The following is a 16,523-nucleotide window of genomic DNA, read 5'->3' as shown; positions in this document are numbered from 1 at the left end:
GACTATTGCCCTTGTTTTAGCAGTTCGGCCGCACGCACGGCAAAGTAAGTCAGGATACCGTCAGCACCTGCACGTTTGAAGCCAGTCAGCGACTCAAGAATGACCGCCTCGCTGAGCCAGCCATTCTGGATGGCGGCCATGTGCATGGCGTACTCGCCGCTGACTTGGTAGACAAAGGTTGGCACCTTGAATTCCTGTTTGACGCGCCAGACGATATCGAGATACGGCATGCCCGGCTTAACCATGACCATGTCCGCGCCCTCTGCCAGGTCAGCGGCCACTTCATGGAGCGCCTCGTCGCCGTTGGCAGGGTCCATCTGGTAGGTATTCTTGCTGCCTTTACCCAAGTTGGCCGCTGAGCCGACGGCATCACGGAAGGGGCCGTAATAGGCACTGGCGTATTTGGCCGAGTAAGCCATGATGCGCACATTGGTGTGATCAGCCAGCTCCAATGCCTCGCGGATCGCCTGGATACGACCGTCCATCATGTCCGAAGGTGCCACAACCTGAGCACCGGCTTCGGCGTGCGACAGTGCCTGCTTGACTAGCGCATCAACGGTAATGTCATTTTGCACATAGCCGTTTTCATCGAGAATGCCGTCTTGGCCATGGATGGTGAACGGGTCTAGCGCCACATCGCTGATCACGCCCAGTTCCGGGAATCGTGCACGCAATGCACGAATCGCACGCTGGGCAATACCTTCAGGGTTCCAGGCTTCGCTGCCATCCAGCGACTTTTTCTCAAGCGGCGTGACGGGAAATAAAGCCAGGGCTGGAATACCCAGCTCAACCCATTTTTCAGCTGCTTGCAGCAACAAATCGATACTCAGGCGCTCGACACCCGGCATGGATGGAATCGCTTCGCGGCGATTGTCACCATCGAGCACAAATACCGGCAGGATCAGGTCGTCAACACTCAGGCGATTCTCGCGTACCAGACGTCTGGAAAAATCATCACGACGGTTACGGCGCAGGCGTGTGGCGGGAAACAGACGGTTGGCAGGGGTAAAGCTCACGACAGACTCCATAGCCCGTAGCAACGGGCGAGTGTGACAGTTATAAACGAACATTATGACCAATTAATGACAGTCTTCAGCCAGCTGCGACTGCGCGTCGCAGCTGGCGACACAACAGCTGTATTGAGCCTGTCAAACCGGGCCTGACAGAACCCGGAGATCAAACCGAGCGGATTATTGTGACCCTCCAGCAACGCGCCGTCGAGCGCAGCCCAGTACTTCCCGAACGATGGAAGGAGTAATCTATACACCTTCATGCCTGAGGCACCTTGATGTTTGAAAACCTGCTTCATCAATTCGGTTATCTCGCGCTGGTCTTGGGTACCTTCATCGAAGGCGAAGCCTCGGTATTGCTCGGCGCGTACTTTGCCCTGCAAGGCTACCTGAAGATCGAGTGGGTGGCGTTTTTTGCGTTCTGCGGCACCCTGGCGACCGACCAATGGTGGTACTTCCTGGGCCGTCGGCACGGCCGCAGATTACTTGCGAAAAAGCCCAGCTGGCAAAAAGCGGGCGACAAAGCGCTGCATCACTTAAAACGCAACACGGACCTGTGGGTCCTGTGTTTTCGCTTTATCTACGGCATGCGCATGGTCATGCCGATCGCCATCGGCATGACTGGCTACTCATGGCGTCGCTATCTATTGCTAGACAGCATTGCCGTTGCGGTCTGGTCGATCGGTATCAGCTACGCGGCGTATCACCTGGGCAGTGCGTTGCAGTCAGTGCTTGGCGACCTGCGCCGCTATGAATTCTATGTGCTGGGAGGGCTCGCGGTGCTTGGCCTGAGCCTGTGGCTGTACAAGCTGCGCAAAGCACGTAATACGCCGACATCAGCACAGGCTACTGGCGAAGATCACTCGACCAACTGACCAGCTGCACACCTCAGGCGGCAACCGGTTGATCGCCCCGCCGCTCAGCCACCAACGCGACGCAGCTCAAGACGCTGTAGACAACCAAGAGCAACCAGGCCGGGCCACTCATGTTGAGTACCCCTTGCAGATCCGCCAACCACAGCAAAGGCAGGTTGATCGCTAGCCGCAGCAGCTCTATGCGCGCCGCCCAGTCACGGTTCTCCAGCCACATGCCAATGCAATAAAGGCCAAAGCCAACCCAGAGGCAGCCCACCAGCAACACCGGCACACTCAGTTGCCCGGCATTGGCCATGAGGTAGCTGCCGCCGAGCACATAAAGGCTAAATTGCAGCACGGCATAGACCTTGCGATAAAGGCTCAGCGGCACATCAAACTTCACAAACTGGCTCAGGTCAGGCTTGGCTTGCGGATATGCGGCGGCTACATCGGCCGGGCGCCAGCCAGTGCGCATAAACCATATGCGCAGCTTGTCCCAATTCGATGAGGTGCGCTTGGCGTCTTGCCACAGCGCCGCATACACCTGCAGATTGGCCCACAGCGGATTCCAGCTGGCCAGCGGCGTGGTAACCCCAAATACAACTGGATGCTCGTCAAGCTCTTCCTGGAAGGAACCAAACAAACGATCCCAGAGAATAAATACCCCGCCGTAATTACGGTCCATGTAAATCTGGTTTTGCGCGTGGTGCACCCGGTGGTTGGATGGCGTGATAAACACCCACTCAAACCAGCCCAGCTTGGGGATGTGCCGGGTGTGCACCCAAAACTGATAAAGCAAATTCAACGAAGCCACCGCCAGGAACACCAGTGGCGGCACCCCGATCAGTGCCATCGGCAGGTAAAAAATCCAGCCAAAGATAAAACCCGTGCTGGTCTGGCGCAAAGCGGTGGTGAGGTTGTACTCCTCGCTCTGGTGATGCACCGAATGCGCCGCCCAGAGCACGCTGCGTTCATGGCCTAGACGGTGGTTCCAGTAGTAGCAAAAGTCATACATCACAAACGCAAACAGCCACACCCAAAGGCTGTCTGCTGCTAATTCAAACTGGCCAAAATGCTCCCAGGCAAGGGTGTAGGTGAGCAGGCCAACCACTTTGGTCACCAGCCCGACCGTGGTCGACAGTACCCCAGCGCTCATGCTGTTGATTGAGTCAGAAAGGTTGTAGGTCCTGACGCCTCGCCACTTATCCGCCAATAGCTCCAAGGCAATCAGCACAAAGAAAAATGGCACCGCATAGAGGATGTAATTCATATCTCAGCCGTATCGTTATGGTTATTCTGGCGCTACTCTCAGAGCACGTTTAAGCATAGTTCAGGCACGCCCCTGATTCGCGGCCGAACAAGCCAAATTCAGTGGCAGATGACGCCAGCCAAACCGCGCCACGACGCCTGCTGAACTGCCATTGAGCCAATTGAGACGAGCATGGCCAAATGCAACAATTGGACTGAACCAGAGTCAAAGTTAGCAAGCGCGCTTGTTTGGCGCCGCAACACCCGCCATACAATCAATATCAATACTTGGGGCCCCGGCCTGCATTGAGACACAAAGTCCATGATGCCAGCCGGCATAGCGCAATTAGGAGTACTCAATGAATAAAAAAGTGGCAGTGATTCTTTCCGGTTGCGGCGTGTATGACGGCGCGGAAATCCACGAAAGCGTAATCACCTTGTTGCGCCTCGATCAGCGCGGCGCGCAGGTTCAATGCTTCGCCCCGGACATCCCGCAACTGCATGTGGTTGATCACCTGACCGGGGATGAAACCAGTGAAACCCGTAACGTGCTGGTTGAGTCGGCGCGCATTGCCCGTGGCGAAATCAAGAATGTCCATGAGCTCAGCGCTGACAACTTCGACGCGCTGATCATTCCTGGTGGTTTTGGCGCGGCAAAAAACCTTTCCGACTTTGCCGTTGCAGGCGCCAACTGCAAAGTGCAGCCCGATGTATTAAAAGCCGTGCAAAGCTTTGTCGCGGCGAAAAAACCCATTGGCCTGATGTGTATTGCCCCAGCCATGGCCGCGCGGTTTTTCGGCGAAGGTGTCAACTGCACCATAGGCAACGACCCGGACACCGCCAGCGCGCTGACAGCCATGGGCGCCATACACCACGAATGCGAGGTCAGCGAGGTGTTTGAAGACTCCGAGCGCAAACTGGTGACAACGCCAGCCTATATGCTTGCCCAATCGATTAGTGAAGCCGCATCCGGCATCTACAAGCTGGTCGACCGGGTGCTGGAGATGGCTCAAGCCTAAAGCGGTGACGAGCGCAGGCCTTTTATGCCAATAGTCACCGCACACCCGCCGAGCCTCTAGCCAGCGCAAAGATAGTGCGGCAGCGTAAGCGATATATTCGCTTACGTGAGCCGCCAATGCCCGCAACCACCTTTGAAATGACCGATGAGCTGCAGCAAGCGGTCAAAAGCTTCTTCCAGCGCATTCCCTTCAACAATGTGATTGGCATTGAGATTGATCAGCTTGCGCCTGATCAGGTGCTAATGAGCTTTGCCATGAAGGATGAACTGATCGGCAACTTCATCCACGGCATCCTGCATGGCGGTGTTATTTCTTCAGTGCTGGATGTCGCAGGTGGCGCAATGGCGTTGATCGGCGCCTTTGAGCGGCACCAACACCTATCAAGCAGCGAGCGCATGGCTCGTCTTTCAAAACTGGGAACCATCGACTTGCGGGTTGACTACCTTCGCCCTGGCCGGGGTCAACGCTTTGTCGCCAGCGCGGTCTTGCTGCGCTCCGGCAACAAGGTCGCCGTGGTGCGCAGTGAACTGCACAGCGATGACGGCACCTTGATTGCAGTCGGCACTGGCACCTACCTCTGCGGCTGAACCTGACTCGACCACGACAGCCTCAGATTATTCAGGTACGAGATAAACGCGTCAGGATGCGATCGAGACTGTTTGCAAACTGCTGGCGGTCCTTCTCCGAATAAGCCCCCTGCCCGCCGCCCACCTGGCCTTGCTCACGCAGGTCGGTGAACAGATTACGCACCGCCAGGCGCTCGCCCATGTTGCGCTCGTCAAACTCCTTGCCGCGCGGGTCGAGTGCAGCAACGCCTTTCTTGACCAGTCGATCGGCCAGGGGCACATCACTGCAGATCACAAGCTCGCCGGGCACGGCATGCTCCACCAGGTGATCATCCGCCGCATCCGGACCACTTGGCACCACGATCAGGCGCACACAGGCAAAGTTCGGTCGCGGCTGCGCTTGCCCGGCAACCAACACCAGCTCGAAACCGCGCTTCAAGGCAAACTTGACGACTTGGTCGCGCGCGGCGCGTGGGCAAGCATCTGCATCTATCCATACACGGGTCATGCCGGGCGTCCTGTTGGGTTAGCGGCGAGCACAATGGCAAGCCAGGTTTCGTTACTTAGCACCAAGCGCTGCACGCTGACGCTCAGCCAACCAGCTGCGACCGTAGAGCACAATGATCGCAATCAGTGCAAATGCTTGCGCACCGAGGCTATAAGCGTCTGGATGGATACCCAGCCAATCAAACTCGAAGAAACTGACTGGACGCGTACCCAACACACCGGCTTCCTGCAAGGCGGCAACACCGTGACCAGCGAATACCACAGAAAGCACGCACAGCAGTATCGCATTGAGGGTGAAGAAGGTCGCCAACGGCAGTTTGCGTGAGCCGCGCAGGATGATCCAGGCCACTCCCAACAGCAGCACCAGGGCAACACCGGCCCCGGCAAAGACCATGTTGTGGCCTTCCGGGCCGGCCTGCAGCCACAGGGTTTCGTAGAACAGAATCACTTCAAACAACTCGCGGTAAACCGAGAAAAACGCCAGCAAGGCAAAACCGAAACGACCACCGCCGCTAACCAGGCTACTGCTGATGTAGTTCTGCCACGCAGCGGCATGCCGACGATCATGCATCCACACTCCCAACCACAGCACCATGACACTGGCGAACAGCGCCGTCGCACCTTCGAGCAACTCACGCTGCGCGCCACTGACATCAATCAAGTAGGCCGCCAAGGCCCAGGTACCGATACCCGCCAGGATCGCCAGCCCCCAGCCGAGGTGAACGCTACGCACGGCCTTCTCCTGCCCGGTATTACGCAAGAATGCCAGGATCGCGGCCAGCACCAAGATGGCCTCGAGACCTTCACGCAGCAAGATGAGCAAGCTGGAGATAAAGGTCAGCGAGGCCGACATGCCATGGTCGCTATCGAGCAATGCCGCGGACTTGTCCAGCTCAACCTTGGCTTGTTCGAGACGCTGCGCCGCCTGACCTACGGACAGGTTGTCCTGCAGCGCCTGACGATAGGCCATCAGCGAACGCTCGGTCGTCTTGCGCTGCACGGAATCAATATTGTCCAGGGCACTCTCGACCAGCTCGAAGCCTTCGAGGTAGGCGCCTACGGAAAGGTCATAGGCCTGTTCCTTATCACCATCGCGATAGGCTTTGAGGCTTTTTTCCAGGGTTTGCGCGGTATGGGCGATCAGCTGCGCCGCACCCCGCTGTTCAATCGTAGGCGCAGCGCGCTGTGCACGGAACAATGCAGCGGCCTCTTTGCCCTGGGCGGATTTAATTTCGGCAGGGGTTTGCGCGGCCAGGCTGGCGATACCAAACGACCCGCCCTTGAGCGATGTATCGGCGGTAAAACTGGCAATGTAGCTGGCCAGGTCCCAACGCTGGCGATCATCGAGTTGATCTGCAAAACCCACCATGTCGGTGCCCTCGACACCCAAACCAATGGTGTTGTAGATATCGTAGAGGCTCAGGTGATCAAGACGTGCAGCGTCACGCAGGTTTGCCGGTGGCGGCTCAAGGCCAACCCCAGCGGGGCCATCGCCAGCACCTGTAGCACCGTGACATACCGAGCAGTTCTGTGCGAACAGCGGCGCGCCACGTGCCGGATCAGGCGTAATCGATGGCGTCTGGCTCACCTCATAAGCGCTTGCCAACAAGGCTGCCAACTGCCGCGCTTGGAGCGACACCTCAGTGCCTTCGTCGCGTTGCTCAACCTTTGTGCGCAAGCTGGCAACGCCCGCCTGCAGTTGCTCGCGGCTGTCATTGGCGGGCAATGCCAGGATCAAACCCTGAAGCACACCAAGAAACTCCAGTTGCTCACGGTATTCACCCGCATCTACAACTTCGCCATTGGCAACTGTGGCTGGGTAATCAGCTCCCAGGTAGCCCAGCATGTGCAGGGCTTGCGCAGCCCCGTCGACAGGTTCGGCCAAGACCGACAGGGAGCAAAGCGCCATCAACGGCAACAATAGCCAACTCAAAATACGGCGTTGAACGTGCATATGGGACTCAATACCAAATACGAATGTGTCGTTATATTGTTATCCTCCTAACGACCTTCCTCAACCGATGAATGCATATTGGCGGGCGACTATTTGTCGCAAACCATCGACCACTGGCATGAGTTGTATTGCGCAATGGGTTTAGCGCTACGCGACCGTGGCACGCCTGAGTCGGGAAGTGCCAAGCCTGCATGGCGTTCTTGAGCGGGTGCCCAACGCCATGCTTAAGCGAATGCAGAATCAGCGGCTATAGAATGGGGTGCAGGCTTTGCGCAACGACTCGGAAAACTCATCCTCTGCCAGTTCAATCAAGTCCAGCTCGACATCATCCGGCAACATCTCGGCAACTGCCGCGGCCAAGCGGCGTTGCTTGGCGATTTCGGCACCGCTGATGGCAAGCAACAAACGCGGCGGCTGAGCATCGCCCGGCTGGCGCAATGCTGCGAAATAGGCCTGGGCGATTGCCAGTTCTGCACAGACCGGAATCAGCGCTTTTTCTAACGGGGGTAAGCTTAATGCAACAACGGTGGGGCGCGTTTTTTCTGCAGAGCAATCGGGCTGAACCAATGTCGACGACATGCTGTTACTCAGTAAAAGAAATACAGACCAAAGCCTTCAGGAGCGGTTAGACCCCAACCTTTACGCACGATCGTACCACATCAAACTGCTGCGCGACGCACCGTTGCCAACAAGCCTGCCGCCCCTACAAAAAGCACCGCAAAACTACGATTCATGAGCCGTTGCTGGCGGGGTGAACGCAGCATGCGCAGGACCCGAGAGGCCAGCCCCGTGTAGCCCGCCATGACGATCAGATCGACACAAATCATGGTCACGCCCATCACCATATATTGGCCGAGCAGCGGTTGGTGCGGGTTCAAAAACTGTGGCAACACGGCAAGCATGAAGACAATTGCTTTAGGGTTGCTGAAGTTGACCAGAAAACCCCGCAAGACCAGGGTCAGGGGCCGCCCGATTGGACGCTCTGAAGACTCGGCGTTCAGGTCACTGGGCAGCGCCTGCCATTGGCGGTATGCAAGGTAGACCAGGTACAACACGCCAAACCATTTGATCAGGCTGAACGCCAGAGCTGAAGTCGCAAGAATCGCCCCAACCCCGGCTGCGACGATAACGATCTGCAGGGCCAAGCCAATTTGCAAGCCCAGCGCGTTCCAGTAACCACGCCAAAAACCGTATTGCAGGCCTGCTGACATTGAGGCAATAGCACCGGCGCCTGGTGAAAGGCTGATGATCCAGCACGCCACAAAAAAAGCCAGCCAGGTTTCCAGTGCCATTGCCATGTCTCCACACACAGATATAAAGGGATGACCGACAGCCTACCCCTTTCCTTGGAAACCGCCCAGCCAGACAATGATCGTAGAATCCCATTGATCACTCAATCAAGTTGGCGCAGCGGCACATTATCAAGATGAACGTTTGCAAAGCGCTGACTTAACTGGCGTCTTCAAGTTGCTTTTGCAACGACTCCAATGTTTCCAGGGCTTCCATCCAGCGTTCCTCAAGATCAGCTTCCTGAGTTTTCAACCTTGCTTGCTCTGCCAGCAGATCGCGCAACTCATCTTTACGGGCTGCTTCATAAATCGCCCCGTCGCCGAGTTTGCCTTCAACCAGCGCAAGTTTGTCGTGCAACTGGCCTAATTGCTTTTCCAATGAGTCAGCTTCGCGCTTGTACGGCGCCAACTGCTGACGCAATGCAGCGGCAGCTTGCCGTTGCGCACGCTTGTCGGTTCGATCCACACCCGCATCGCCTCGCGTGGCAGTCGGCGGCGCTTGGCGAGCACGGTAATCGACCAGCCAACGGGTATAGTCTTCCAGATCCCCGTCAAATACGCGCATGCCACCGTCAGCCACCAGCAGGAACTCATCGGTGGTGCTTTTCAGCAGATGCCGGTCGTGCGAGACCACAACCACGGCGCCGGAAAATTCCTGCAACGCCATGGTCAACGCCAGGCGCATTTCCAGATCAAGGTGGTTGGTGGGCTCATCGAGCAGCAGCAAGTTGGGCTTGCCCCAGGCGATCAAGGCCAAGGCCAAGCGTGCCTTTTCACCACCAGAGAAATTCTTCACGGGCTCATCGCAACGCGGCCCCCTGAAGTCGAAACCACCCAGGAAGTCGCGCAGGGTTTGTTCACGCTCGGCAGGCGCCAAACGCTGGAAATGCAAAAGCGGGCTGGCTTTGTCATCTAACGCATCAAGCTGATGCTGGGCGAAGTAGCCAACCACCAGGTTCTCGCCACGCTGCAAATGCCCCGAGATCGGCTGCAACTCATTGGCGAGGTTTTTAATCAGGGTCGACTTACCGGCACCGTTGGGTCCGAGCAGGCCAATGCGCGCACCGGGCGCAAGATTGAGCTTGACCTTCTCCAGGATCACAGTTTGCCCGTAGCCGAGCACTGCGTTGTCGAGGTCCAGCAGCGGGCTGGAAATCTTATCGGCTTCGCGGAAACTGAAGTCAAAAGGCGAGTCAACGTGGGCCGGAGCCAGCTCTTCGAGTCGCTCCAGAGCCTTGATTCGGCTCTGTGCCTGGCGCGCCTTGGTGGCTTGCGCCTTGAAGCGAGCAATGTACTTTTCCATGTGCGCGCGCTGCGCTTGCTGCTTCTCGAACGCTTGCTGCTGTTGGGCCAAACGCTCGGCACGGGTACGCTCGAAGGCCGAATAACCACCGCGATAAAGAGTTAGCTTTTGTTGATCGAGATGCGCAACGTGATCGACCACCGCATCGAGAAAGTCTCGGTCGTGGGAAATCAGCAGCATGGTGCCCGGATAGCTTTTCAGCCAGCCTTCGAGCCACAGAATTGCATCCAGATCTAGGTGGTTGGTTGGCTCATCGAGCAGCAACAGGTCAGAGGGACACATCAATGCCTGCGCCAGGTTCAGGCGCATACGCCAGCCACCGGAAAAATCACCGACCTGACGATCCATCTGCGCGTTGTCAAAGCCCAGCCCGGCAAGCAGCTTGCGTGCGCGGGCCTCGGCGGTATAACCATCGAGGCTATCGAGTGCAGTGTGCAAACGGGCAACGACCGCGCCGTCATGCTCGGCCTCAGCCTTGGCCAATTCGGCTTGCACCTGGCGCAGATGTACGTCACCGTCGAGCACATAATCGACCGCGATGCGCTCAAGGACATCGACCTCTTGGCGCATATGGGCGATACGCCAGTCGGCCGGCAACAGACAGTCACCGGCGTCGGCGCTAAGCTCGCCACGCAGCAAGGCAAACAGGCTGGATTTACCGGCACCATTGGCACCGATCAGACCGGCTTTGTGACCGGCGTGCAGGGTCATCTCAGCGTCTTCTAGCAGACGTTGAGGGCCGCGTTGTAATGTAAGGTTCAAGAGTCGAATCATAATGGCGGCGGAGTCTATCAGAGTCCTTCGCGACAATCCCGGAAAGCACTATGTCCTCTGATCTGTGGCGATTCGCCGAAGGCTTTTATCAGCGCCCCGAAGTCGAGCAGGCTTGCCTGACCCTGCAAGGCTTGGGCAGCGACGTATGCCTGCTGCTGTGCGCAGCATGGCTGGGTAAGCGCGGGGTGGCCTACAACCCCGACCATGCGGAAAAAATGCGTTTGCTCGCGCGCCCTTGGCAACATGGCGTGGTCACCGCGTTGCGTCAGCTACGACAGGATTGGCGTGCAGCTGCCAATCACGACAGTGAATTGGCGTTGCTGCGTGAGCAAGTCAAACGTCTGGAGATTGAGGCGGAACGGATACAGCTGCAACGTTTGGCCGCCTTGACGACGGGATGGCAGGATGGTCCCGAAGAAACGTTAATGGCTTGGCTGCAAGGCTTAGCGCCCGTGCTCAACGAAACAGGCCGCGATGCGCTGGAACAACTGCGCATCGCGGCCCTATACCGCTAACCGCTTAAGACTCGGTTGCAGGCTTCGCCGCCGGTGTGGTCACGCTGGCTGCCGGTTTTGCCGCAGCGGAAGCGGCGCCAGTTGGTGTGGCTGGCGTTGGTGCTGATGCGCCATTGGTTGCCGCAGTGGCAGGCTTGGCTGCTGGCTTGCGCGCTGCAGGCTTACGGGCAGCTGGTTTTGCTGCAGGTTTTGCCGCAACGGGTTTCGCCGCTGGTGCCTTGGCTGCAGGGGCTTTAGTAGCCGCCGGCTTGGCTGCTGCAGGTTTACGCGCGGCTGGTTTTGCCGCTGGCTTGGCTGCTGTGGTTTTAGCAGCGGGCTTTGCAGGCGCAGCGGGTTTAGCTGCTGGCGTTGAACGTGCGGCAGGTTTCGCTGCTGGTTTCGCTGCTGTGGTTTTAGTCGGCGCCTTGGCGGCGGCAGTTTTGCTCGCTGCTGGCTTGCGGGCTGCAGGCTTGGCGGCTGTGGTTTTAGCCGCTGGCTTGGCAGCAGCACGAGCAGCAGGGGCTGGCTTGGCTGCCGGCTTGCGCGCGGCGGGTTTCGCTGCAGGCGCTTTAGCAGGCGCCTTGGCCGCTGCGGTTTTGGTTGCTGCTGGCTTGGCCGCTGCGGTTTTAGCCACAGGCTTGGCCGCAGCACGGGCCGCTGCTGGTTTGGTTGCGGGCTTGCGAGCAGCTGGTTTCGCCGCTGACTTGGCAGGCGCGGCCTTAACCATGACAGGCTTGGCATCGCGGTTGGTAATCGCTTTGCTGGCAGCCTCTTTAACCTTGGCGACACCTTGAGCCAGCTTCAGGCTCTCCTGGGCGTCCCGCTTGAGCTTGACGATATAGCCGCGGGTTTCTGTCTGGCGCTCTTTTAACGCATCAAGCAGCTCCTCAAGCTCAGTGACACTGGCTTTGGCTTTCTTCTGCGCTTTGCTCTTACCCGCGCTGGCAGCATCTTCTAACTTGCCACGCGCTTTGTGCAGTTTTTCCTGGGCACTGCCGCGCTGCTTCTCTAGTTTGGCGAGCAGTTTTTCTGCGTCAACCAAGGCTTTGCTGCAAGCGTCTTCCAAAAGCTCCATTAAGCTTCCGGAAAGTTGCTGGAGTAAGTGCAACGGGGTCGAAACCGATTTTTTGTTTGCGCTCTTTTTCGCCGACATGGCTCGCCTCCTGGCGGTTGTTGATGAGCCCATACTAGACGCCTGACTGCACAGTCGCTAGTTATCCGCTCATTTGTTGAAGTATTGACGAGAATATCTGCACCCGCACTCAACTATTCAAGGAGCCGGCGCCGCCAATAACAGGACCTGAATTATTCAGACCTGCAATTGAGCAGAATGTGCCGCGACGAAACTCAAGTCGTTACAACACCCAATGTCAGGCAGCAAAAAGAACCGGCACAGTACGCCCATGCAGGTCTTCTATCAGCAATGAAAATGGGTAAAACCTAAAGGCATGCCTGGCGAAAGAAGCACCGACAAATGCGGGCATGTAAGTGACACGCCGGTCAGTTGCAGGCAGCGCTTCGCCGGTGCAGTTGGCACCGATAAAACGCTAACTGTTGATTCACAAAAGGCGCTTAAACAGCAGCAGTCGATTGTTCTTGATGTGCGTTATGCAGCACTTCGATCAAGCAGTCTTCGAGCTCGAAGCGCTCATGGAGCAACCGGCCCAGTTGGTTCAGCTCTGCCACCAGTGACGCATTATCCCGGCAGTCACCATTGTCACAACGGTCGTTAAACGACAGTGCAACCTCGGTAATCGAGTCAATACGTGGGTAGATCTGCTTGGCCAGTTCAAGACCTCGTTCATCACCAAAGGCTTTGGCTTCACTGGTGAGCTGCTCATAGACTTCAAAGTGGCCTGCCGACACGTAATCGACTAAAACCTCACAGAATTTCTGTACAGCAGGTTCATTGCTACTCACCGCAGTCGTCGGTGCGCTGGCGGCAGAATATGCCAGAACCAACTCCTCGCGTTCCTTGAGCCAACGATCAATCAGCAGGTGAACACCACCCCATCGTTCCTGAGCGTTCTGACAACTATCGAGCATGATGACCTCACTCCCCTTATCGGTTTCTCTGTTATACGCCCGATTAGAGACATTTTTCTAACAATCGGCTTATTCAATACACCACTGGTACCCTGGTGAACGGGTGCCAACTGTTGTTATGAAGCCAGAGTATGCCTCCAGCCAATCGCCATCAAGGCACTGTGTCGAGAAAATTTCATACGAGCGTTTAATCTGCGGCCCAAGCAGAATAGGGCTTGAAGTCAGAGGCTGGGCATTTTGCCAGTCTGTTACTACAGACTGCGCAACTGCAACAGCGCGAAGCCAATTGCATCAAGGTCCCAAGGATACGGTGTCAGCAAAACCCGCGTTGTGGCGCCAGCCGTACTGGCATCCTTGCCCTGCACGGGTTTATCGAATTCAGACGCGGCGGAATAATTGCAGCATGGCAAAAATGATCATGGCGATGAAGGCCAGCAGGCTCCACTCAGGAATGCTCATGCCAAACAATGTCCAGTTGACCTCCGCGCAGTCAGCGGAGCCATGCAATACAACGCGGATAATTTCTTGAAACGGCAGTGCGTTCATCATGTATTCAAGGCTGGGCAAACACGCCGGCAGCTGGTCGGCAGGAACGCTTTGCAACCAAATCTGACGTGCTGCAGTGCCAGCACCGATCAAGGCACTGAGCAAGGCGAGTGCTGCATATATCCGCCGACCGACACGCCCTGGCCCATGTATCGCAGCGACCAGACAAAACAGCCCAAACAAGATCACCGCGATACGCTGCAGGATGCATAGCGGGCAAGGCTCCAGGCCAACGACATGCTCAAGATAGAGCGCACCGCCCATCAAGGCGACACAGCCAAGGAAGGCGAGCAAAAATAGACTGCGTGGGCTAGCCAATTGCATGGTGGCTCCGAAAAGGATGATGACAAGGGCGCATACGGTAGTAGAAAGCGCCCAGGCGTTTCAAGGTAAAAGCGCGCCATAGCGCAACTGGCTGTCAGCTAATAGCCACCACAGGTCGCCAAGAGCCTATGCCCCAAAAGCCCATGGAGCATGGGCTTTTGGGGGCTTGCCCGCTTAACTGCTGGCGTCGGCGGTCGCAGGCAAGGCGCTGAATCTTTGATCGAGCAGGCCCAACCCTTCCTGGAACAATTGATTGCTGCGCTCCGTGTCGCCCAGTTGCGCAAGCAAACGTGCCAGCTCGGCGCAGGTTTCCGGGTGCCGCTGGAAGCGCAGGCTGGCTTCAAAATACTCCTTCGCCTTGCCCCACAGCTGGTTGTGTCTGCAGATGCGCCCCAAAGTCAGGAGCAAGTCGGCATCGGTCGGATGATCTTTCAGCCAGCTTTCTGCCGTTTGCAGCTGACGCGCGCCGTCGTTGCCGCGCAACAAACCATAGAGACGGACCAAGCGACTGTCGTAGCTGCGCTTGAGCGCGGCGCGCAGCATAGCCTCTGCCTCGTCCTCATTGCCCAGCAAACGCAACTGCTCCGCGTAGGTCGCAACCAGCATAGGCTCTTGTTGTTGAGCAGACGACAGTTGCTTCCAGGCGTTGGTGAGCGTTGCCTGTGCAGCTTCATAACCGCCGTTTTCTCGGGCCGCAGCCGTTGTCAGGCGTCCGCGCCACGCTTTCAACTCAAGGTCGGCCAACGCCTCGCTGCTCAACATTTTCTCTTTGCGCACAGAAGACAGTATGCCAAGCAATGCCGACCAATCCTGATTGCGCACATAGAGTTGCTGCAACTGCTTGAGCACCTGCTGATTGTTCGGGTGACGCTCGTGCATTACCTGCAAGGTTTCCATTGCAGCCTCGAACTCACCACGGCCTTGCTGAAACTCGGCATGGCTAAGCGCCACTGCAAGTTCAGCCTGCGGCTGACGCTCCAGCGCTCGCTCCAACAACGCGTCACACTCGTCCTTTTGACCCAACTCATGCGCCGCACGGGCAGCGCCAAGGTAATACATCAAGGGCAACGGTTCTGCTTCAGCAGCTTTACGCAAATGGCGAAGTGCAGCAGACCAACGCCCTTCAACCAGGTCAACAAACCCTTGCTCGGAAGCCAGGCGCACGCGGCGATTGTGGTGCAAGCGCGACCATGGATTTACCAGTCGGCCAGAGGTCACCAACAGACGCAACAGCAAGCGCAACAGGTAGATGATCAGCCAGAGCGCAACAATCAGCGCCAGAAAAATCCATAAGCTGGACTCGTAGCGGAAGCTCTTGTAAGCCAACAGCACGTAACCTTTGTGCTCGGCAATCGAGTAGCCAAGTAGAGCCAATCCACCTGCGACCAGCAGAATAAATATCAGCAGGGAAGCGCGCTTCATTGAGTCGCCTCCTCCGCCGCCGGCTTGTCTGCAACCGGTGCATTTTTCAAGCGTTCACGGGCCGACTGTTTTTTCTCGATATAGGCCTGCATGGCGTTGATCGAATTAGTCAGGTCAGGCGCCTTGACTTCGATGGTCTGGTCAATCAACTCGCCCACCCGAGCGCGCAAGGCACGGCTGCTTGGATTGTCTTTATTGAAGTTGCCATCAAGCACATCGGCCGCCTGCGTCAGCGCTTGCTTGTACACGGCCGTCTGCCCGTGCAAGGCCGCCCACTGCGCCTGCTCCAGAGCCAGGCTCAACGCCAGGCGCACTTGGGTTAGGCTCTGGCCAGCCAGCAATGGACGAATATTCTGATCGGCATGGAAGTCCAGGCGCACATACTGCCCAGCTGTTTCCAAAAGACTGGCCCACCAGCCTTCCCCATAGTTTTCCTCAGCCAATTGGCCTAAGACACCGCCGTCATCCTTGAACGATGGATTCAGGGCATTGAGCTGCATGCCCTGGTCACGCAACGCGCCCAGTTGCAAGAACAAACCGGTGCGATCAGGGTTCGGCGTCGTCAGCAGCGCCTCAAGACTTTGTGCCAGCTGCTCACGAACGGCGTAGGCAGCCGGGTCATCCTGGTCACGGACAATTTCATCAGCGGTACGGACCAAAGCTGTGGCGCTGTTAATATCCTGCAAGGCCGAGAGGCGCAAGCTAGCCAGGCGCAACAAGTGCTCGGCTTCAGCCAGGCGCCATTCCTGACGACTGGCGCCAAGTACAGTCTCAAGCCGTTTGTTGAGCAGTTGCTGATCGCCCTGAAGTTGCAACACTAGGCGCCGACGCTCATCCAACTCATCGGGTGGCGGTAGCGATTGCAGACGAGCATCCAGGCTTTTTGCCTGTCGTGAAAGCACTGCGGCCTGAGCCTGGGTTTGCTCAAGTTGTGCCACTTGCTGCTGCTCGCCTGCTTGCAACATGCGCAACTGCCACACGCCCCAGCCACCAATGGCAACGCCAGCAGCGCCGAGTAACAGGGCGATTATCGCCAGGCCGCTACCGTTTGAGGATTTCTCTGGCGCTGGTGTTTTAGTGACTGGCTTGGGTGCATCCTGCACAGGCTGCTCTTTCGGGGAAGTCGCTTCGCTCACGTATCCATCCTTTGTCTCAGAGGGCCTTGCA

General features: G+C 57.3%; 16 protein-coding genes. 4 read left to right on the top strand and 12 right to left on the bottom strand.

All coding sequences use genetic code 11. From position 1 onward, the window contains the following. Positions 1 to 2: 2 nt before the first annotated feature. Positions 3 to 1,016 carry a porphobilinogen synthase gene (hemB, locus tag AACY26_RS10930; RefSeq protein WP_339513883.1) on the bottom strand — a complete coding sequence of 338 codons (1,014 nt, stop codon included), beginning with the start codon at positions 1,014 to 1,016 and terminating at the stop codon, positions 3 to 5. A 272-nt stretch (positions 1,017 to 1,288) separates the two neighbouring features. Here hemB and AACY26_RS10925 point away from each other — a divergent pair, with 272 nt between their 5' ends. Further along, complete coding sequence (locus tag AACY26_RS10925; protein ID WP_339513881.1) at positions 1,289 to 1,885, top strand: DedA family protein; 597 nt, start codon at positions 1,289 to 1,291, stop codon at positions 1,883 to 1,885. Between the two features lie 13 nt (positions 1,886 to 1,898). Here AACY26_RS10925 and AACY26_RS10920 read toward each other — a convergent pair whose 3' ends face one another. After that, positions 1,899 to 3,134 (bottom strand): sterol desaturase family protein, encoded by a 1,236-nt coding sequence (locus AACY26_RS10920; RefSeq protein ID WP_339513879.1) that lies wholly within the window; start codon positions 3,132 to 3,134, stop codon positions 1,899 to 1,901. 337 nt (positions 3,135 to 3,471) lie between these two features. On the opposite strand from AACY26_RS10920, the gene elbB reads away from it, so the two are divergent. Further along, positions 3,472 to 4,131 carry an isoprenoid biosynthesis glyoxalase ElbB gene (gene elbB, locus AACY26_RS10915; protein ID WP_339513877.1) on the top strand — a complete coding sequence of 220 codons (660 nt, stop codon included), beginning with the start codon at positions 3,472 to 3,474 and terminating at the stop codon, positions 4,129 to 4,131. Positions 4,132 to 4,247: 116 nt separating this feature from the next. After that, a complete protein-coding gene (locus AACY26_RS10910) occupies positions 4,248 to 4,718 on the top strand; it encodes a thioesterase family protein (protein WP_339513875.1) in 471 nt (156 codons plus the stop codon). A 31-nt stretch (positions 4,719 to 4,749) separates the two neighbouring features. Here AACY26_RS10910 and AACY26_RS10905 read toward each other — a convergent pair whose 3' ends face one another. The 5 genes from AACY26_RS10905 to AACY26_RS10885 all read right to left on the bottom strand — a co-directional run bounded on the left by AACY26_RS10905 (position 4,750) and on the right by AACY26_RS10885 (position 10,524). Beyond that, positions 4,750 to 5,205 (bottom strand): YaiI/YqxD family protein, encoded by a 456-nt coding sequence (locus tag AACY26_RS10905; RefSeq protein WP_339513873.1) that lies wholly within the window; start codon positions 5,203 to 5,205, stop codon positions 4,750 to 4,752. A 51-nt stretch (positions 5,206 to 5,256) separates the two neighbouring features. Then, the gene (locus AACY26_RS10900) at positions 5,257 to 7,158 is read right to left on the bottom strand and encodes an FTR1 family protein (RefSeq protein WP_339513871.1); all 1,902 of its coding nucleotides are present in this window, start codon (positions 7,156 to 7,158) and stop codon (positions 5,257 to 5,259) included. Positions 7,159 to 7,398: 240 nt separating this feature from the next. After that, entirely contained in the window at positions 7,399 to 7,737 is a 339-nt protein-coding gene (locus AACY26_RS10895; RefSeq protein ID WP_339513869.1) for an enhanced serine sensitivity protein SseB C-terminal domain-containing protein, read from the bottom strand. An 80-nt stretch (positions 7,738 to 7,817) separates the two neighbouring features. Further along, a complete protein-coding gene (rhtB, locus tag AACY26_RS10890) occupies positions 7,818 to 8,450 on the bottom strand; it encodes a homoserine/homoserine lactone efflux protein (RefSeq protein WP_339513867.1) in 633 nt (210 codons plus the stop codon). Between the two features lie 157 nt (positions 8,451 to 8,607). Then, a complete protein-coding gene (locus tag AACY26_RS10885; protein ID WP_339513865.1) occupies positions 8,608 to 10,524 on the bottom strand; it encodes an ATP-binding cassette domain-containing protein in 1,917 nt (638 codons plus the stop codon). Between the two features lie 50 nt (positions 10,525 to 10,574). On the opposite strand from AACY26_RS10885, the gene AACY26_RS10880 reads away from it, so the two are divergent. Then, positions 10,575 to 11,039 carry a TIGR02444 family protein gene (locus tag AACY26_RS10880; protein WP_339513863.1) on the top strand — a complete coding sequence of 155 codons (465 nt, stop codon included), beginning with the start codon at positions 10,575 to 10,577 and terminating at the stop codon, positions 11,037 to 11,039. A 4-nt stretch (positions 11,040 to 11,043) separates the two neighbouring features. Here AACY26_RS10880 and AACY26_RS10875 read toward each other — a convergent pair whose 3' ends face one another. The 5 genes from AACY26_RS10875 to AACY26_RS10855 form a co-directional block, all read right to left on the bottom strand. After that, the gene (locus tag AACY26_RS10875; protein WP_339513861.1) at positions 11,044 to 12,171 is read right to left on the bottom strand and encodes an AlgP family protein; all 1,128 of its coding nucleotides are present in this window, start codon (positions 12,169 to 12,171) and stop codon (positions 11,044 to 11,046) included. 419 nt (positions 12,172 to 12,590) lie between these two features. Further along, positions 12,591 to 13,064, bottom strand: a complete 474-nt coding sequence (gene rsd, locus AACY26_RS10870; protein ID WP_339513859.1) for a sigma D regulator — start codon at positions 13,062 to 13,064, stop codon at positions 12,591 to 12,593. Between the two features lie 378 nt (positions 13,065 to 13,442). Further along, the gene (locus AACY26_RS10865) at positions 13,443 to 13,934 is read right to left on the bottom strand and encodes a disulfide bond formation protein B (protein ID WP_339513857.1); all 492 of its coding nucleotides are present in this window, start codon (positions 13,932 to 13,934) and stop codon (positions 13,443 to 13,445) included. A gap of 174 nt (positions 13,935 to 14,108) precedes the next feature. Next, complete coding sequence (locus AACY26_RS10860; protein WP_339513855.1) at positions 14,109 to 15,356, bottom strand: heme biosynthesis HemY N-terminal domain-containing protein; 1,248 nt, start codon at positions 15,354 to 15,356, stop codon at positions 14,109 to 14,111. Beyond that, entirely contained in the window at positions 15,353 to 16,492 is a 1,140-nt protein-coding gene (locus tag AACY26_RS10855; RefSeq protein ID WP_339514109.1) for a uroporphyrinogen-III C-methyltransferase, read from the bottom strand. The genes AACY26_RS10860 and AACY26_RS10855 overlap by 4 nt, the downstream gene beginning before the upstream one ends. Positions 16,493 to 16,523: the final 31 nt, after the last annotated feature.

The organism is Pseudomonas sp. RL_15y_Pfl2_60, from assembly GCF_963970595.1.
GTDB lineage: Bacteria > Pseudomonadota > Gammaproteobacteria > Pseudomonadales > Pseudomonadaceae > Aquipseudomonas.
The sequence above is the reverse complement of the archived record's forward strand: the minus strand, read 5'-3'. Positions and strand labels throughout refer to the sequence as shown.

Excerpts from the sequence above, each read along its gene's own strand:
- AACY26_RS10905 (WP_339513873.1), bottom strand. The coding sequence starts at position 5,205 with ATGACCCGTGTATGGATAGATGCAGATGCTTGCCCACGCGCCGCGCGC.
- AACY26_RS10875 (WP_339513861.1), bottom strand. The coding sequence starts at position 12,171 with ATGTCGGCGAAAAAGAGCGCAAACAAAAAATCGGTTTCGACCCCGTTG.
- AACY26_RS10880 (WP_339513863.1), top strand. The coding sequence starts at position 10,575 with ATGTCCTCTGATCTGTGGCGATTCGCCGAAGGCTTTTATCAGCGCCCC.
- elbB (WP_339513877.1), top strand. The coding sequence starts at position 3,472 with ATGAATAAAAAAGTGGCAGTGATTCTTTCCGGTTGCGGCGTGTATGAC.
- AACY26_RS10900 (WP_339513871.1), bottom strand. The coding sequence starts at position 7,158 with ATGCACGTTCAACGCCGTATTTTGAGTTGGCTATTGTTGCCGTTGATG.
- AACY26_RS10895 (WP_339513869.1), bottom strand. The coding sequence starts at position 7,737 with ATGTCGTCGACATTGGTTCAGCCCGATTGCTCTGCAGAAAAAACGCGC.
- AACY26_RS10925 (WP_339513881.1), top strand. The coding sequence starts at position 1,289 with ATGTTTGAAAACCTGCTTCATCAATTCGGTTATCTCGCGCTGGTCTTG.
- rhtB (WP_339513867.1), bottom strand. The coding sequence starts at position 8,450 with ATGGCACTGGAAACCTGGCTGGCTTTTTTTGTGGCGTGCTGGATCATC.
- AACY26_RS10910 (WP_339513875.1), top strand. The coding sequence starts at position 4,248 with ATGCCCGCAACCACCTTTGAAATGACCGATGAGCTGCAGCAAGCGGTC.
- AACY26_RS10865 (WP_339513857.1), bottom strand. The coding sequence starts at position 13,934 with ATGCAATTGGCTAGCCCACGCAGTCTATTTTTGCTCGCCTTCCTTGGC.
- AACY26_RS10920 (WP_339513879.1), bottom strand. The coding sequence starts at position 3,134 with ATGAATTACATCCTCTATGCGGTGCCATTTTTCTTTGTGCTGATTGCC.
- AACY26_RS10860 (WP_339513855.1), bottom strand. The coding sequence starts at position 15,356 with ATGAAGCGCGCTTCCCTGCTGATATTTATTCTGCTGGTCGCAGGTGGA.
- rsd (WP_339513859.1), bottom strand. The coding sequence starts at position 13,064 with ATGCTCGATAGTTGTCAGAACGCTCAGGAACGATGGGGTGGTGTTCAC.
- AACY26_RS10885 (WP_339513865.1), bottom strand. The coding sequence starts at position 10,524 with ATGATTCGACTCTTGAACCTTACATTACAACGCGGCCCTCAACGTCTG.